Source organism: Psychrobacter sp. KFRI-CH2-11 (genome assembly GCF_038239325.1).
Classification (GTDB): domain Bacteria; phylum Pseudomonadota; class Gammaproteobacteria; order Pseudomonadales; family Moraxellaceae; genus Psychrobacter; species Psychrobacter celer.
The window spans coordinates 1,507,245-1,525,031 of sequence record NZ_CP151283.1 but is presented as its reverse complement, the minus strand read 5'-3'; the positions used below and the strand labels follow the sequence as shown (position 1 = coordinate 1,525,031).

Genomic DNA, 17,787 nt, shown 5'->3' with positions numbered 1-17,787 from the left:
CGTAATTAAGCACTCTGGTGAGGCTCATTTCTATCTTTAGCGAAGACGGTATCTGGAATGCGATGACAGAGCATCAAGAGCAGGCGATTACTTGGATGCGCTTAGGGCCGGACGCTATCGACAAGTAAATCAAAGCGTTAGCACTTAGTGATTATCGGCCTTCGCATTTATTAGCGTTTATCAGATAAACGTCGCTTTACAAACCAGCCAATAATAATGACAACGATAAGGATGCTAATACCTGTCGAGTAAGGGGCGAGCGTCGATTCAATAACCTCGTAGTTTTGGCCCATATAGTAACCCGCGAGCGTCAGACCTGTCGTCCAAATGCTTGCACCAAGTGCGGAGAGTCCCAAAAACGGTAGCATTGGCATATTATTCATACCGGCAGGAATCGAGATAAACGAGCGGATACCAGGCACCATACGACCAAAGAATACCGCTTTTTTACCGTGCTTATCGAACCATTCATTGGTAGCTTTGATATCGTCAGGTTTTACAAAAACAAATTTGCCATATTTTTTGGTTAAGGCTATCAAGCGCTTTTCGTTAAACACGCGGCCTAAATAGTACAGCGGTAACGCACCAAGTACCGCGCCAAGCGTCCCTGCTAATATGGCAAGTATAAGATTAAGCTCACCATTTGAGGCGGCAAACCCAGCAGCAGGCATAATGACCTCAGAGGGAATAGGCGGAAAGACGTTTTCGGCAAACATGGCAAAGATAATGCCAAAGTAGCCAAACTTCGCCGTAATAGAGAGTACCCAGTCACTGATTTGACCCATAAAAAACCTTTAAAATAGTATGAACAATATTGCTGCTAAGCCGAATCTTTAGGCAAAAGATACTAGCTCATCAGAGGTTTTTCAATTTAGAAGGTTTTATCTGCTGTGCAAGTTTCGTTAACGTATATCTAAATCATCAGCGTAGGCAAATAGCGCCGGCGCGCCGCCGGTATGCCAAAATAAGACGTTATCGGTTGCTTTGATTTGCTCGGTACATATCACAGTGACAGAATTCCATTGGTATTTTATCATATTTACATCCTGATATATGAATACCTCCTTACCATCAATATATTTGGGTGTACCTGCAAATTTTAATTTCATTTTACTGTCTCAGTTAACTTTTCCACGCAGATACTATAGCGCCCCATTCTCTGTTTATAGCATCATATTCTCTTTCTTGCACAGAATCGTGCATATATAGTTAGCTGAATGTAAAACTGTTATGGATTTAAACGCGCTACTGGTATAAATTTTACTTGCGTGCTGCGTTCCCAGGGAAATACCCCCAAATTTAAAACACCAAATAAGTAGAAATAAGCTGCCATATTAAGTTTCTGAATCGGCGTAAAGCCACCATTACCTATATTGGGTCTTTCGTTATTATAGTGATACAGCCAAGCTTCAGCCTGGTGCCGCACTTGATCTAAACTATCAAATAGTTCTTGATTAAGCCAGTCATAACGCACTATCTTATTAAATCGTTCAATATAAGCGTTTTGCTGAGGATTGCCAGGCTCGATGTATTCGATAACGATACCTTGCTTAGTTGCCCAATCCTTTAAATCATTGCTGATATATTCAGGGCCATTTGTAGTGGTCAAATATTTTTAGACAGTACTTAAGATGTTTTTGTTGAAATAAAGTCTCAATGCTCGATCTAAGGCTTCTTGACGGTTTTGACTTCCTCCCCTCCCTAAACGGAGGGTATTCCTACTAAAGACGGTCAAGCCCGACCGCGAGAATGTTTTTTGCTCCATTAACATCTCTGTTATGGGTCGTTTTACAAGAACGACAAAACCATACTCTTATACCAAGACCTTCTCTACCTTTCGGACTGTCTTGGCGGGAGCCGCAACACGAGCAGGTTTGGGTGCTGTACGCTTCATTGACTTCGATATACTGGCAACCTGCGTTCGCGCATTTATAATCCAGTTGCCGTTTTATTTCAAACCAACCAGCATCATAGACGGATTTGGCCAGTTTGGATGAAGTGAATGCTGTTGATTTAATCTTTCCAACAATGATTAAGCTGTTGGCTTTAACAAGCTTTGATGTGAATTTATGGATCAGATCTTGGCGGGTATTTTTAATCTTGGCGTGTATCGCACGGACCCGTTTTTTATTCTTGGCTCTTTGGGCAATGGCCAGTTTTTCAGCGTATTGATGGGTTAGCTTAGTGGTTAGAACATCGCCATCACTACTGACTGCTGAGTCCTTACAGCCTAGATCAATACCGACTTGACCCGTGCCACACTTAATCTTTGGAAATTCTTTGACGATGATACAGGCGTACCAGTGGCCCCGATTGTCTTGTACCAACTCACAGAGGGCTAGGTTATAGCTGTCCCACAGATCAATGATCAGCTTTTGACGGTTAGCGAGGCTAAATTGTAGGGTGCTTTTTAAAGACTTTTTACTGCTTTGGCGCGTACTGATATGCTTAATCGCGGTCTTTTTAAAAGGAATCCAGCCCAAACTTCTACGTTTGGCTTTAGAATTATTGGTACGCCAGTTGAGTTTGGCTTTTTTGAATTGTTTACGGCTTTTGGCATGGGTTTCAGAGATGGCTTGTAGGGTTTGGCTGTGCAGATTTAAGTATTCGCCACTGCCTTTGGTATAGTCTGCCAAGTCATAAGCTGAAAAGAATTTGCCTGTGCGCTGTAAATGTTTAAAACTAAGCTCATTGACGTAATTCCAGACAAAATTAACTGACCCAGCCAAGATATTGAGCTGAGTGGCGTGTTTGTCTTTGATGCGTAGCTTGAGCGTTTTCATGGAATAATTATGATCTCAATGTATTTGGGTATCAAGGTATTCGCCATACTGGGCGACAATGACTGACGCCTGATGCCTGATATCCACGCCCTAGAAGAATGTAGATATCAGGCGCTGGATGATAAAGTGCGGTACGTGACATAGTCTTTCCATCTTAGCAACGACCATGATGTCGAACCATCATGGTCGCTCTCAAAAATTGAATGGTTGCTCAACTTTATCTTGTCTATACAGGCGAGTGCAGTAACGTTCGTTTACCGTCCTAACTTATCCTACGCTTATTACCGTGATTACCTTCACTAAATATTCATTATATTCAAATTACCGGTTGTATAGTAGTCGACAGTTGGTTATTCTTTGAATATAGAACGTTATATATAAACTCTAGAATAAAGCACAACTTATCGGTTTTAAAAAACAAATTCGTTTTACTAATGATAAGGGTCGAAAAATATGAGCCAAATATCTTTTCCATACAGCACACCGATTAGGCCTGCTAGCGCAGCAGATGAGACATATCATTTGGCACTTGCTCACCGTGAGGAGACAGAAAACCTTAGAAAGATTGCACCCGCTGTGATCGAGCAGCTCTCAGCCCGCCATTTATTTAGGATGGGTTTACCAAAGTCACTGGGAGGCTGGGAAGACAACCCAACCGAGACCTTAACAGTGTACGAAACCTTGGCAAGCGCAGAAGCGTCAGTGTCTTGGATCGTTTGGAACAATCATCTGGCGTGTACCTTTGGACGGTTTTTGGACAGCTTGGCCAGGCAAGAGGTCTTTAATAATCCTGAACATATCTATGCCAATTCGGCGCGTCCTGAAGGCGTCGCCGTCCAATACGCAGAGGGCTACACCGTATCAGGTCGCTGGACGCTGGTATCTGGCTGCGAGCTGGCCGATTGGTTTGTCCTACGATGCCGAGTCACCTCTGACGGAGCGCAAGCCCCACTCAGCTCTGGTGCCAATCTAAAACTGTTTTTTATCCCAAAAGCTGACGTCGATGTGATTGACACTTGGCATGTCGGTGGACTAAGAGGGACAGGCAGCCATGATATTGTGGTCACAGAAGCCTTTGTAAGGCCTGAATATGCAATCGATTTTGATAGTCCTATCGATACCGACAATAAATACAACCGCCTACCTATAGGGTGTATCAATGCTGCTGGCTGTGCAGCGATGGCGCTAGGCGTGCTAAAAGCTGCCACCGATGAGCTGATTGGTCTGTGTCTTGAGAGAGTTACCGCTGGTAAAAACCCAGATCTACGTGATCGCGCCACGGTACAAGCGGCCATCGCCAAAAGCAAGACTCTGCTGGCTGCCAGACGCCTACAGCTACACAGTAGCGTTGAGACATTATGGAATGAAGCTGTGAAAAACAACACTTTTACCGACACACAGCTTGCCGATGTCTGGGCAGCGGCTTGTGAGGCGGCAAGAGCATCTAGAGATATGGTGTCTGAGATTTACGCGGTGGCTGGTACTGTCTCGCTATATAAGACCCATAAAATTGAAAGAGCGCATCGCGATATCTATGCGATTTTACAACACGGTATCGTGCAGCCGCACTGGATGAATCAAGCAGGCATGGCTTATGTTGGCCTGACGCCGACAGCACCCATGTTCCGAATTTGACAGCAGTCTGTCAGCGTTTTTGGGCTGTTTATGTGGCCAAAAATGCGCGGAATATTATCGCTTTATATAGTCGACTCTAAATAAGTCACATATAGTGAGTTCAATATAAAAACGATACAGTGAGACTGGGATAAATTTTACGCAGTACCTATCGGCGCAGGCACAGCACGCAAGGAAAATTTATACCAGCTCCACGTTGATATAGTGTATCTGTTTTATTTAAAACCGACTGACATGATAAAGAAGCAAGACATCAGGTGCCTTGCTTCTCTTTTTTATACTTTATGAAAACAGTATTTTATAAAAACGGTCACGGCTTATTAGTCGAAGTGGAAACCTGCACCAATCGAGCCGCCTGCATTGCCTTGCGTATCTGCAGTACCATTTATTTTCATGACCCAACGACCGTCATTGGAGAGCTTAGAGAAGCCGATGGCCACTGCACTCTCGCCGTTGTAAGTACCGACACCGCCGCTAATCAAAGACTTACCAGAGATATAAGCTTGCGGTAGAGAAGACATCGCCATGGCCGCTGAGATACCTGCGTTTGCATCGTCTTCGACTTCGCCGATTTTGTAGCCTAGATCGCTCATGCTGTTGTTTAGCCTGCTATCGAGTGCACTTAGCTGACCAAGGTTGACAGCATCTGTCGCTTCGACACCATCGGCGACACCTGTAATACTCTTGCCACCTGCATACAGACCATCTGCCGTCATACTTGGGCCGTCTGTGATAGTGACACCGCCACTATTGATGGTCGTATTACCTGTACTGACACTATCTACGCTGATATTGCCATTGAGGTCAAACAAGATGCTACTGCCCTGCGCGGTGGTGGTGATGTTATTACCACCGGTAAAGCTTAGGACACTGTCATCACCAATAGGCTTGTTGATGTTATCTCCACTATCAGCGCCAAAGTTGAGACCGGTATCCAATCTATCCGTATTGCCTTGAATATTGGTCGTATTGGTGCTGATATTGGTGGTGTTGGTAGCGATATCAGCCGTATTGGCCTCAATATTGGTGGTATTGGTGGCTATACTTTCATTGATAATGGTCTCGCCTTGCTTGATCGAGGCAATCGCACCATCAATACTGCTTTGACCGGTACCGCCGATATTGGCATTGGTGAAGGTGCCATCTTCAGGGTTGTAGACGGTATCCCCACCTATTAGGGTACTGATACCTGCACCTTGTGCATAGAACTGGCTACCATTGATAGCATCTGAGCTACTGGCCGAGACTTCTCCGCTCATCACATTTGTGACTTTGGTGTCAGCGGCATTGATACCCGCTTTGGTCATACTTGGTCCGCCGACGATGGTCAAGCCGTCATTGCTCAGCGTACTATCGCCTGCTTGTACGCTATCGATGGCGATGTCTCTGTTCAGCTCAAAGCTAATGTCATTGACGTCTGCTGCTCGACTTGCTAGAGGTGATATACCATTGCCCGCAATCGTTCTTGAGATCGTGATATTGCCATCTCTACTGTTTATATCAACAGCACTGCCTTGTTTGACCATGGTAGCGCTATCACCTTGTGCACTTAAACCCCAACCTTGATCCAAAGCAAAGGTGGCTGCTTCTAACTGTCCAACCGTAGCAGCATCTGTAAAGTCGATACCGGCGGCGACATTTGTGATTCGATTAAAGCCGTTATCCAAACCATTATTAGTCAATCTAACGGTTCTATTCGGCGCATTATCGGACACAAAGGTAAAGCTATTGTTTGTCATGAGGCTACTACCCACTTGCATACGACCTTCATCACCCAAGTTTAGCTGATTGTTTAGCCGAACCTGAACGCCTGCGGCAGATGCCAGTGTGGTGATATTACCATCACCTGTGACATTGATGGTCTCCCCTAACGCAAATTGCTGGTCGTTAGCAACATTACCATCACCGATTTTGATGCCTTTGGCAATGTCTTGATTAGTTTTAAACAACTGGCTACCGTTGACCACATCTCTACTGCCAGCGTCCAGCAATCCATCAGCGACGTTAGTAATCTTGTTGTTGCCGTTGTTCAGACCATTGTTAGTCAGCGCTACCTGATCGTTATCGCCATTATATACAGTAACACCTGCATTATTCACCTGAGTGTTTCCGGTGGTGACGCTGCCTGTATTACCAAGGTTGATATCTTTATCCAATCTGATGTTCAATGTGTCATCGCCGTCAGCAGTAACGCTGATGTTTTTCGTTGCTGGATCAGCGTTGATGGTATCGTCACCTTTAACAATGAGCTTTTGACCAAGTTTACGGTTGACATCGGTACCACTGTCACCCCCAAAGTCTAAGCCTTGGTTGATAGTCGCATTGGTTTGATTCAGCTGGTAGACATTGACGGCATCAGTATCATCCTCACCAGCAGTAAGACCCGTAATTTTACCGGTATTCTCAGCGTTGATGGTTACCTCACCAAACTTCGGTGAATCAGCCATTTGAATTTCAATACCACCATCTTGTGTCGCAATCGTATTGATATTGCCTGATGAGTATGTACCAACCGCTGTTTTACTACCAACAATCTGCATCTCTTTATTTAGGTTGCGAGTAACATAACCAACAGCTGGGTTGTCGTTACCAGAGAAGCGTAAACCATCATCTTCTAACGTCGCTATGGTACGACTATTACCGTCACCATCTTCGTAACTTAAACGCGTGACGTCTGTGTCATCATTAAATACGTCGCCAGACTGGATTTCTGGACGCATGGTCAGCGTTGGACTCACACCGTCTATCCCTGCAGGACCCGTTAGACCAATAGTGCCATCAGCGCCATTAATCGCTACGCCAGATACACCGTCAGCACCATTCACACCGATGAAGCCATCTACACCATCTTCACCGTTTAGACCTAGTCCACCAACACTAAGGTCGTCGCCTAATGCCACAACCAGGTTATTATCTTCATTGGTTACGCTAATATTACCGTCACCGTTGATCGTAACGACGTCGTCTGGTTTGACATTGCTCTTCGCGCCATCACCAGAATCCGTACGGACAAACCACCCTTTATTGGCTGTTTCGTTGACTTCATTTAATTGATCAAGGTTCACAGCATCAGTACCATTGACACCTTTTCCAAGATTGGTGATTGTGTTGGTTGGGTAATCCTCGTCATCAGTGTTGGAGCCCATATCAATGCCTGAGCTGCTGATAATTGGACCGCCTTCATTGATGGTGATGCTATCGAGATCCGTTAGCTTCTTAGCCATCATTAGATTTAGCTTACCGTTATCACTGTCAACACGTAGGTTAGCACCTGATGCATCAGCAGAGTTAGCCAACGTACCTTCGATGTTCAAGGTTTCGTTGAGCTGCTTGGCGATGGTAGCACCCTTGTTACCCGCAAACTTCATACCATCTTCCATGGTGGCGACTTGAATATCGTCGATAATGATACGTGTAATACCGTCCTCACCATTCACACCGGGTACGCCATTGGTGACACCGATGGTACCTGAAGGACCTTGCTCACCGTGAAGACCTGCAGGACCCGTTAGACCGATAGTGCCATCAGCACCATTGAGAGCAATACCAGATTGGCCGTCAGCACCATTCACACCGATGAAGCCATCTACACCATCCTCACCGTCTAGACCTGGGCCACCAACACTGAGGTTGTCGCCTAAAGCAAAGTCGATTTCATTATCTGCCACTGTAGTGACGATACTGCCATCTGCACTGGTGTATTTAACTGTCTCACCAAGTTTAACTTTATCTTTAGTTTCACCAGGCGCTAAGGAAGCATTGTCAGCCGTGATTTCGAAACCTAGATCAATGATAGTGCCACTAAGGTCTGATAACTGCTCTTGAGTAGCCGCCTGTCCACCAGTATAGGTGATCGTTGGATCAAAGGTTCTATTGGTTAGACCTGAGATTGTACCTGTATCACCATTGATCTGTACTGGATTATCAGTACCAACGTTCACCACTGGAGCTAAGCCAAGCTCAATACCGTCGCCTGTAGAGAGTGGCGTTGTGGTTAAGTTGCTATCTGTATTGAGCTTAATCTCTTCTCCTAAAGCGAAGGTTTTCTCAAGACCATTATTGACGTTGAATTTGATGCCTTTAGCAATGTTGGTAGTGTTAGTAAAGGTACGAGTATCTAAATTACCCAGTGCATCACCGACACTGCTGTAGGTGCCGCCATTGAGTGCATAGCCTGGAGCACTCACCGTTCCATCAGGCTTGACCATTGAGCCACCACCGAAATTATCAGCAATAGATTGTGCGTTATCAAATAATTGGCTACCGTTGATACCATCAGTTGAGGTAGCAGTGATGTCGCCTTTGTCTACGTTAACGACTTTTCTATTGCCAGCATTAACACCGTTAGTTGTAACGCTTGGGCCACCAACAATATAAAGCCCAGTGCTATTTAGATTCGTAATGCCAAGCGGACTTGCTACCGTAACACCAGTGAGGTTGATTGAAGTACCAGCCAATGCATTGCTGGTTGTCATACCATAACGGTTAACGTTAGTCACAGGACCTAGACCAAATGGTGTACTTGTACCCATTTTGATACTACCATTAGTGTCTAGGTCTAGATTGTTATTGAGCACGACTTCAACTTTGCCACTGTCTACTTGTGTAGTAATGTTGCCATTAGAGCCTATGATATCAATTGTTTGACCTAGGTTTTTCTGGACGGTATTAGTATCAGCAGCTTTGATACCGAAGCCTAAGGTAGTCACATCACCAATGGCATTTTTTACATCACCGATGTTGGCAGCGTTGTAATCATCACCAACACCACTGGCTACATTCTTGATTTGTTTGTCACCAGCGTTGATGCCATTAGTAGTCATGCTTGGGCCACCAGCAATGATGAGACCATTAGTGTTAAGTACACTGTTGCCCGTCGTTACGCTACCGTCAGCATCAAGATTGACTGTTTCAGCTAGTTTTATAATTAGACCACCCGTTTCATCTGCTTCGACACCAAGATTGCCAGTCGTTAGATTACCTGTTGCACCACCAGTGACGCTGAGAGTTTGGCCAAGTTTACGAGTGGCCGTACCAGTATCACCTGTGAAGGTGAGAGGAGTTTGTAATGCCTCATTGATAGCTGTAAATGCGTCGCCAACATTATTCACCACAACACCCGTGCCACCATCAGCAACGGTATCTACGTTACTTGGATCAGTAAACACAAAATACTCAGGAGTTTCATAAGTGCCAGCCGCATCCGGGTCATTAGGATCAGGGATATAGTTACCACCAAGGGCGGCCATATTACCTTCAGCCATGATGGTATTAGCAGTGACGTTCTTATTGGTCTGGAATAACTGACTACCGTTAATAGCGTCAGTGCTAGTAGCATCCACGACACCTGGGGCGACGTTTTGGATTTGACGTTCAGCACCCACAGAGCCAACCGATACCGTTCTAGCGCCACTAGTTAAACCTGCAACTGGTTGATTGTTTATGGCAAAAGTGCCGGTATGCTGTGCTGCAGTAACGGATTGATGCCCCAAAGCGACGTTACCTGGCTGCCCTGCGATAGCAGCACGACCTAAGGCTGTGGCATTGCTGACTGCACTCGAGGCCTGACCAATAGCCGTACCGCCAATCTGAGCAGTGGACTTAGAGCCAAGCGCTACTGCGTAGTTACCAGACGTAGCGTCGTCACCTAAAGACGCAGCGTGGTTACCAGAACTTGATCTCACACCAATTGCTAAACCATTTCTGGTACTAGCCGCAGCAGTGGCACCGCGACCAATTGCAATACTGTCCTCGCCGTTAATTACAGCACCTTCACCCAGAGCGATTGAATACTTGTCACTGGCGTTGATTGTGACGTTATTACCTAATACGAAGGAATTGTCGGCATTGATAGTATTGTTATTACCCACCGCATAACTACCTGTACCGCTAATATTATTAGGGTCACCAAAGGCACCTGAGTTGTCGCCATTGACGATGTTACCTGTACCGATTGCGATACTATTGACACCGCTCGCTTTTGCTCCATCACCGATAGCCACACTAGACTTACCCTCAGCTTTGGCTTTCATACCCTGTGCGATTGAGTTTTCGCCGAACGCTTTTGCATCCCGGCCCTGTGCGATCGCACCGGACTTAGTTGCCTTAGCAAAATAGCCTTGCGCCGAGCTGAAGTTACCTGTCGCTTCAGCGTGAGTGCCTTGTGCAATGGATTGACTTCCGGTCGCCTTAGCATTTCTGCCTTGCGCGATTGATTGGTTTCCGGTCGCCTGTGCATTGTCACCTAGTGCGATGTTACTTTCCTTGGTTGCTAGAGACTTATTACCGATAGCCACACTAGACTCACCACTGGCAGTAGTACTATACCCCACGGCTACAGTATTCTTTTCAAGTGCTTTAGCCTCGCGTCCTAAAGCTGTACTATACACATCAGTCGAGACAGACTGACTTCCTATCGCTGTTGACCCTTTTTTGGTTGCTGCTGCCGCATCTCCTATTGCAATCGCAGCATAACCCGCGTTAGCAGCATATCCTATCGCGGTGGAATGTTTTTGATGTGCATTAGCTTGATAACCTAAAGCAATTGCGTTTCTATCTTTAGCTTGTGCTTGGTAACCAATCGCAGTGCTCCGCGTGCCCTCAGCATTAGACTTTGTTCCCAACGCTGTCGCATTTTCACCTGTCGCTGACGCATCAATTCCAGCTGCCATTGCATCAGCACCAGTCGCACCGTCATTATTGTAATTGCCACGAGTTGAATCTGTACTATTGACACTATAGAAATGTGTCTTGTTGGCTGCAACTGTAGTAGTTAAGTCTTTAACAGACTCATTGGTGGCATGCAACTGACTACCATTAATACCATCTGTACTGGTTGCACTCACCTCCCCGCTAGCGACATGCTTGATTTGACGCTCACGCTCTTCTGAGCCAACAGAGACCTGTGCTCCTTTATCATTGGTCGCACCAGCATAAAAATAATCTTTATTACCAATAGTAAGTTTCTCTTGGTAAGTGGCATCATTAAGCGTGGTGGATCCTGCACCTAAAGCAACCGAACCATCTTTACTTGCTGATGACCCCATACCAAAGGCTGAAGAGGCAACACCATCTGAGGAGGACTGTACACCAACAGCAGTAGATAAGTGACCTTTAGACAGCGCTTTTGACCCAATGGCGATGGAAGCAGCGCCACTGGCCTCAGTGTTTCTAGCATAATACGCAGGCTCTACAAGGTTACGGCCAGTGTAAGTCTTAAATACCGTATTCACACTGCCAGTGTTGGCACCAATATTTGAGCTGCCATCCAAGTTGGTTTCAGAGGCGGCGTTTAGATCATCGCCACCGATGGCGATAGCAGAGCCTCCTGTGGTCACCACATTTGCGCCAATGGCGATAGACTGCTCACCACTAGCGCTGGTAGGCTTGCCATTAGCCACACTACCGATAGCGATACTTTGACTACCAGCCGCACTGGCGTTTCGACCCATGGCCATAGCGTTTTCGCCAGTAGCCCCTAGATTGTCATAATTACTACCACCTGTGGAGTTGACGCTGTAGTATTTGGTTTTGTTGGCAGCAATTGCATTGTTTAAATCGCCGATATTGGCAGCGTTGTTATCGTCGCCGGCACCGCTTGCTACATTGGTGATTTTATTGCCACCGTTATTTAGTCCACTATTGCTTAAGGTGACATTGTTGATAGGATTAATTGCTTTGATGGTCATCCCTGAGCTATCCACCAAGGTGTCACCCATTTTTAGGCTACCATCTACGCCTAGATTGACCGTTTTATCTAGCTTTACGGTCAGTGTTTTGCTGTTTTTATTGGCAGTTACATTGATATTTTTGCTGCTTGGATCGCCAGCTACCGTCTCACCCCCTTTGATTGTCACTGTATGATGGAGCCATTCATTGGTATAAATTTTAGGCGTAGGATCGTCACCTGCAAAGTAAAGACCAAGCGCACTGGCTGGCATCGCGACACCAGCAGCCAGCAGACCGAGTCCTATAGCGCTCACATGCCATTTTTTGACAGAAGTGGTAGCTGTGGTATTAATACGAGCATTGGCACTGACGCTAGATTTAGAGGACTTGCCACGTGCTTTGGCATATTCACCAACGGCGACAAAACAATTTAAAGCTTCATTCCATATGACTTTATAGATGCGGTTCATGATGCGTACTCCCTTACATAATTATTAGAGGCCAACTCATAGTCGGTATGTAGAGAGCGAATACGACAAAATGACACGGCGGTAAGCTTTAATGAGACTTTTTGCGCAAATGTAACCATTCTTAGCGTTTAAAAACCTAAAAGTTTCATCGTGTAAGACTATGTACACTCCCTATATATTCATAATATCGAATATATAGGGAGTGTACATGTCACTCTTCGGCTATTTACTACCGCTTATCGGAATATATTCATATAAATAAATATATTCTTTTCATTATCTCTTATTTATATTAAATTACCTCCATTTTTCACAAATTTTCGTTCGTTGTTCTGATACTAAGCACATCTTTTCGCAGGTATTCGTTACTTATTAAAAAGGTGCGGCAACCATGTAGATCATTAATGAGACACTTTATATTTCAATAGGTAACACAATCTGCACTATCAGCCCTTGGACACCATCAAGACGATTACAAACGTCAATTTGGCCTTTATGTGCCAGCACCACCGCATGAACGATTGCCAGCCCTAGCCCATAGCCGCCAGTGTCGCGGTGACGCGCCGAGTCTAGCCTTACAAAGGGCTGAAAAATACGCTGCAAGTCTTGCTCTGCAACGCCGCCGCCCTCGTCTATGATGCGGATTTGAATGGCAGGTCTTTTGCCATCTATCTCTGCTGGTTTAATCTCAGCCATAACCGTTGAATCAGCTGCTGTGTGCATAAAAGCATTACGAATGACGTTTTCAAGCGCACTATGTAACTGTTCTTGGTTGCCCTTTACCGTCGACTTTAGGGTTGGTGGCTGCCAGTGCCAATGGACGTTTTTGTGCTGAAATTCAAAACAAACATCTTGTCCAATCTCACTGATAATCTCAGAAACATCAACCCAGTCATTTTCTACATTATCAATGGTGTATTGCTGCATCTGTAGCGACTGGATATGAATGATTTGTTCGATCAGCTCATTCATCCGCGCAGACTCTTTGTCGATACGGTCGAGGTAACGATTGGCATTGGGGGCAAAGTCTCGCGTCAGCTCGGTCGCCACATCAAGACGCGCTAAGGGCGAGCGCAGCTCATGCGAGATATCACTAAGCATCTGCTTGCGTGCCAGCTCACTCTCAGCCAGCCGCCTTGATAGCTTTGCCACGTCTTTTGCCAATAGACCCAGCTCATCATCGCCCATTTTTGCCAGCTGGGTATCCGCCTGATAATCACCAGCAATCATGCGATGTACCGCATGTTGGACGCGGCGCATACGCTGGGTCAATGTCCGGCTAAGCCAAACACAGACCAAGACACTAAAGAGAATAATTAGCAGCAAACGTACCGAAAAATTATTCCGCTGTAGCGCGACGACATCGGCAAAACGCAGGTGCGGACGCAGCTGTATAATGACAGATTGACCATCTGACAGCGCGATGGTCTTATCCGCCAGCTCAGGGCGCGTCTCGGGGTCTGCTATCGTGCGCTGAGCCATCATCGATTGCCAATAAGGATTGCGAGTATTGTTTGGCATACTGGCAGTATCGTCAGAGCGGTGATGATCTAAGGCGGGTGCGGCGGCTACGTTTGGCATGGCAGGCATTGATGGCATTGATGGCATCGGATGCATAGACTGATGCATGGATTGGTGCATGGGCGCACGCGGCATAACTTGCCTGCCGTCTTGACGGTCCGCTTGGTCTCGATAACGCGGAAAGATAATAGCGCCTTGCCCGTTATAGACTCTGATTTGACTCATCAGCCGCCGATCCTCACGGTACATCTGCCTGACTGATGCAAAATCGCCCGCTTGCAACGCAGTAGCCATCTCTTGACGTTTAATCAGCAACTGCTCAATCTGCGCCTCCATACGCGCGGTCAGCGCTCTTTCGACCAGTATCCGCTCTACCACGATGGATAAAATAGAGGTGAGTAAAATCGTCAGCAACAGGCTCAAGAACAGCCGCCAAAACAGCGTGATTCTGGGTCGAAGTGTAGAAGTATTTGCGGAATATGTCATTACAATACCAGCTGATAGCCTTTCCCACGAATCGCTTTTATCGGCTCATCATGAAAAGGCTGGAGTTTTTTGCGCAGGCGTGAGACATGCACATCAAGGCTGCGGTCGAAGGGCTGTAGCTCACGCTGCAACACATGCTCTGATAGCCATGCTTTACTCACCACCTCGCCTTTTTGCTTGAGCAAGGCGAGCAACAAGTCAAACTCGGTGCCTGTCACTTGTAGCTCTGTCCCGTCTATCTGACAGAGTCGCTGGTTTTGATCCAAATGTAAGCGGCTCTCAGGTAGCGGCATGTGCTCTAACGTACTATCAAAAGCATTAAGACGGGTGCGTTTTATCACCGCATTGATACGTGCCAACAGCTCACGCGGATTGCAAGGTTTGGTAATATAGTCATCCGCGCCAAGCTCAAGCCCAATGATACGATCAATCTCCTCGCCTTTTGCCGTCAGCATAATGACCGGAATATCACTGATGGCCGGCAGTTGCCGCAGCACACTGAGCCCATCGATTTTGGGCATCATGATATCGAGTACCAGCAAATCATAAGCGGTGGCAGTGCTGGTGTTTTTGAGCCTTTGCATGACCGCTTCACCATCGTGCACGCAGTCACAATCGATACCATGATTTTGCAAGTATTCTTGTAATAACTGGGTCAACTCTTCGTCATCATCGCCGAGTAGTATGTTTGGCACTGCTGTCTCCTCTCCTTAAGCCTAAGATCGCTTTGTTGCCTATATTATCAGGCATGAACTTATCATAACGCCATAAACGTTACCTTTCTTAATACTTCATAAAGTATCGCAACCTTTAACTGTCGTAAGATAGCACCTATCAATAACTTATCGTACTTATCGCCACACTGGCAAGATAAGGTATTTATTGTTTATTTACTCAAATTATAAAAGGATTGTATGATGAAAAAACTACTTATGGGCACAGTATTGGCCGCCTCTAGCGTATTTACTGTCACCGCCTGCACCAGTGTCAATGCAACGACTGACACCGTACCTGCCACCAGCAAGATGCAAAAGCATCATCAAGGCGGCATGAAAGAAGGTATGCACAAAGGTGGCATGCATAAAGGCGATATGAAAGGCGGCATGCGAGGCCCACTGTCACAGCTGGACTTGAGTGCCACGCAGCAAGCACAAATCAAAGCCATCATGAAGGCCAAACATGGCGACCGTAACGCTGAGCGCGCGCAACACAAAGCAGAACGGGCGCAAATGCATCAACAAATGCAGGCATTGACCACTGCCAACACGTTGAACACGGCCGCGCTTAACCGCCTAGCGGATCAGCAAGCGGCTAAAGTCAAACAGCGTTTTATTGAGCATGCTCAGACCCAGCACGCCATCGCGCAAGTGTTAACGCCGGAGCAACGCGCCAAACTTGCCAAACTGCGAAACGAGAGAATGGCAAAAATGACAAAAGGTCAGCATGGCTCTACGCATGGTGAGATGCATGGCCAGCCGCATCAGCATCAAGGCATGTAGTAGTTATTACTGCCCGCTACACCACTCAGAAAAAGCGCATCGTGATAACGGTGCGCTTTTTTGTATAATTCTGATGATAGCTCAATATCTTTTAATCAGTACCGCCCAAACGCTCTTGCGACAGCGGTAGCGCCTTAAATATTATCTTGCCTATCGCCGTGCCATTACCATCGCGATAGTACTGCATCAGCTCGCGACCATACTCGCGCGCATCAACACTATTGCGCGCATTTGGTACTTGTACATCGCTTGGTAAGTTGGGAAATGCAGCGTCTTTTGGACGAATAGCAGAATACTGCTGCATGGCATCCATCACGACGCCTTTATGCTGATTGGTCTCGCTAGGAAACTCACGCCGCAGGTGCTGCCAGATGAGACGGCCACGTTTATCAATGCCGTATAGCGTTTGCACGTTTGGCGTCTCTGCACCAGTATCTACTGTACGGCTGGCGACCGTATCATCAGCGGCGTCTATACTGTTTTTGATTATTGTCAGTACTTGCTGTACCAAGGCCTTACTGGTAAAAACGTCAGTCGCTACATCAGAAGCACTGTCAGCACCATCAGCACTGTTATTGACAAGCTCTGGATACTGCTCGCTTATCCGCTCATAAAAACCACGCATATACTCTTGATATGACTGCTCGTGACTGGTCGCGCTTTGAGTACGGCGGATCACTTGCTCACTTGCCAGCATTGCGGGCATCTGGTGCGCTGGCAGCTTAGGAGATAGCGCAGTCAAAGACGTGGCCGCGACGTACTCAAACTGACTTGCTGGCGCTGCGGCAAATGCGGCATCGAGCGCGGCAAAATGATGGGTGATCACTGCTTTGCCAAAGCCTTTGGGTAACGTGCCATCGTCCAGCGTGACTTTGAGCCATTTGTTTTGCCATGTCGTGCCAAGTTTGTCGTCCAATAGCTTTGAGTTAATCATCGCAAAATTGTCCGCCCATAGATAAATATCACCGTTTTTAAAATCGATATAGACCGGTTGGTTGAGGCTACTTTGATGATTACGCGCTTGGTATTGGGCACTGGCAAGCATGGTCGCTTTGCCCGCCATCGGCTGATACACGCCTTGGGCGTTGATAGACAACGGTTTTAGTAGATAGGCATCGAGTAGCTTTGCTTTTTTGATACCCTGCGCGGTTGGCTGCGCGTCATAATTATCAAACAACTTTTGGTAATCAGCAGGCACACTTACCTCACTGTCGTATTGGCTGTCTTGCCATGCTTGATAGGCATCCGTACAGGCTAGATAGGATTGTTTGATGGTCGCACGCTGAGCGTCATATGTTGTCGCCGATATATCTTGCTTTTGTCCTTCTGCCTGCGCCAATAATGCCGCATAGGCCTCGTCATGCGTATCTTCGCAGTATTGATAGATATCATCAGTAGTGACTGGGTTGTTAGCACCATTGTTGGTAGTGCTTTGAGACGTTATACCGTCAAACTGCTGCTTATTACTAATCTCAAGGTTGCTATGATAACGAAAGGACTGGCGACGCTGCGCTTGTAGCGCGCTTGCGACGGCTGTTTTGGCAGCTACTGAGGTTTGGGTAGCCGTCATGGCATTAGACTGTCCAAGGCTGGTCGATTGACACCCTGTCAATAACGCCGCGCCTGCGACAAGCGCGCTGGCAAATACCGCATGACCATTGATAATAGTAGATGCACGTGGCGGGCGGCTGGTATGAGTTTGCTGGGATTTTTTCATTTTTTATC

The 17,787-nt window shown here is 46.5% G+C and carries 10 protein-coding genes and 1 pseudogene; 3 read left to right on the top strand and 8 right to left on the bottom strand.

The genetic code is table 11. The features are described 5' to 3' along the window. Nucleotides 1–17 precede the first annotated feature (17 nt). Nucleotides 18–128 carry a DUF4298 domain-containing protein gene (locus tag AADH33_RS06345; RefSeq protein ID WP_241900675.1) on the top strand — a complete coding sequence of 37 codons (111 nt, stop codon included), beginning with the start codon at nucleotides 18–20 and terminating at the stop codon, nucleotides 126–128. 42 nt (nucleotides 129–170) lie between these two features. On the opposite strand, the gene AADH33_RS06340 is transcribed toward AADH33_RS06345, so the two are convergent. The 4 genes and pseudogenes from AADH33_RS06340 to AADH33_RS06325 form a co-directional block, all read right to left on the bottom strand. Further along, nucleotides 171–785: a DedA family protein gene (locus tag AADH33_RS06340; protein WP_075102370.1), complete on the bottom strand. Its 615-nt coding sequence runs from the start codon at nucleotides 783–785 to the stop codon at nucleotides 171–173. 117 nt (nucleotides 786–902) lie between these two features. Next, nucleotides 903–1,037 carry a hypothetical protein gene (locus AADH33_RS06335; RefSeq protein ID WP_274539908.1) on the bottom strand — a complete coding sequence of 45 codons (135 nt, stop codon included), beginning with the start codon at nucleotides 1,035–1,037 and terminating at the stop codon, nucleotides 903–905. A gap of 287 nt (nucleotides 1,038–1,324) precedes the next feature. After that, a pseudogene (locus AADH33_RS06330) lies at nucleotides 1,325–1,597 on the bottom strand (integrase core domain-containing protein); the annotation flags it as partial. A 124-nt stretch (nucleotides 1,598–1,721) separates the two neighbouring features. Then, a complete protein-coding gene (locus AADH33_RS06325) occupies nucleotides 1,722–2,783 on the bottom strand; it encodes an RNA-guided endonuclease InsQ/TnpB family protein (RefSeq protein ID WP_348549911.1) in 1,062 nt (353 codons plus the stop codon). Nucleotides 2,784–3,236: 453 nt separating this feature from the next. Between AADH33_RS06325 and AADH33_RS06320 the strand changes: the two genes are divergently transcribed. After that, a complete protein-coding gene (locus AADH33_RS06320) occupies nucleotides 3,237–4,418 on the top strand; it encodes a hypothetical protein (protein ID WP_348549910.1) in 1,182 nt (393 codons plus the stop codon). Between the two features lie 320 nt (nucleotides 4,419–4,738). On the opposite strand, the gene AADH33_RS06315 is transcribed toward AADH33_RS06320, so the two are convergent. From AADH33_RS06315 to AADH33_RS06305, 3 genes are all read right to left on the bottom strand, one after another. Then, on the bottom strand, nucleotides 4,739–12,556 hold the full coding sequence (locus tag AADH33_RS06315; protein ID WP_348549909.1) for an ESPR-type extended signal peptide-containing protein: 7,818 nt from the start codon (nucleotides 12,554–12,556) through the stop codon (nucleotides 4,739–4,741). A 414-nt stretch (nucleotides 12,557–12,970) separates the two neighbouring features. After that, on the bottom strand, nucleotides 12,971–14,500 hold the full coding sequence (locus tag AADH33_RS06310; protein ID WP_348549908.1) for a sensor histidine kinase: 1,530 nt from the start codon (nucleotides 14,498–14,500) through the stop codon (nucleotides 12,971–12,973). Between the two features lie 62 nt (nucleotides 14,501–14,562). Continuing rightward, nucleotides 14,563–15,258, bottom strand: coding sequence for a response regulator transcription factor (locus AADH33_RS06305; RefSeq protein ID WP_100749392.1), 696 nt, complete (start codon nucleotides 15,256–15,258; stop codon nucleotides 14,563–14,565). A 219-nt stretch (nucleotides 15,259–15,477) separates the two neighbouring features. Here AADH33_RS06305 and AADH33_RS06300 point away from each other — a divergent pair, with 219 nt between their 5' ends. Then, nucleotides 15,478–16,062 carry a Spy/CpxP family protein refolding chaperone gene (locus AADH33_RS06300; RefSeq protein WP_348549907.1) on the top strand — a complete coding sequence of 195 codons (585 nt, stop codon included), beginning with the start codon at nucleotides 15,478–15,480 and terminating at the stop codon, nucleotides 16,060–16,062. A gap of 91 nt (nucleotides 16,063–16,153) precedes the next feature. Here the strand turns inward: AADH33_RS06300 and AADH33_RS06295 are convergent, their stop codons facing one another. Continuing rightward, the gene (locus AADH33_RS06295) at nucleotides 16,154–17,779 is read right to left on the bottom strand and encodes a hypothetical protein (protein WP_348549906.1); all 1,626 of its coding nucleotides are present in this window, start codon (nucleotides 17,777–17,779) and stop codon (nucleotides 16,154–16,156) included. Nucleotides 17,780–17,787 lie beyond the last annotated feature (8 nt).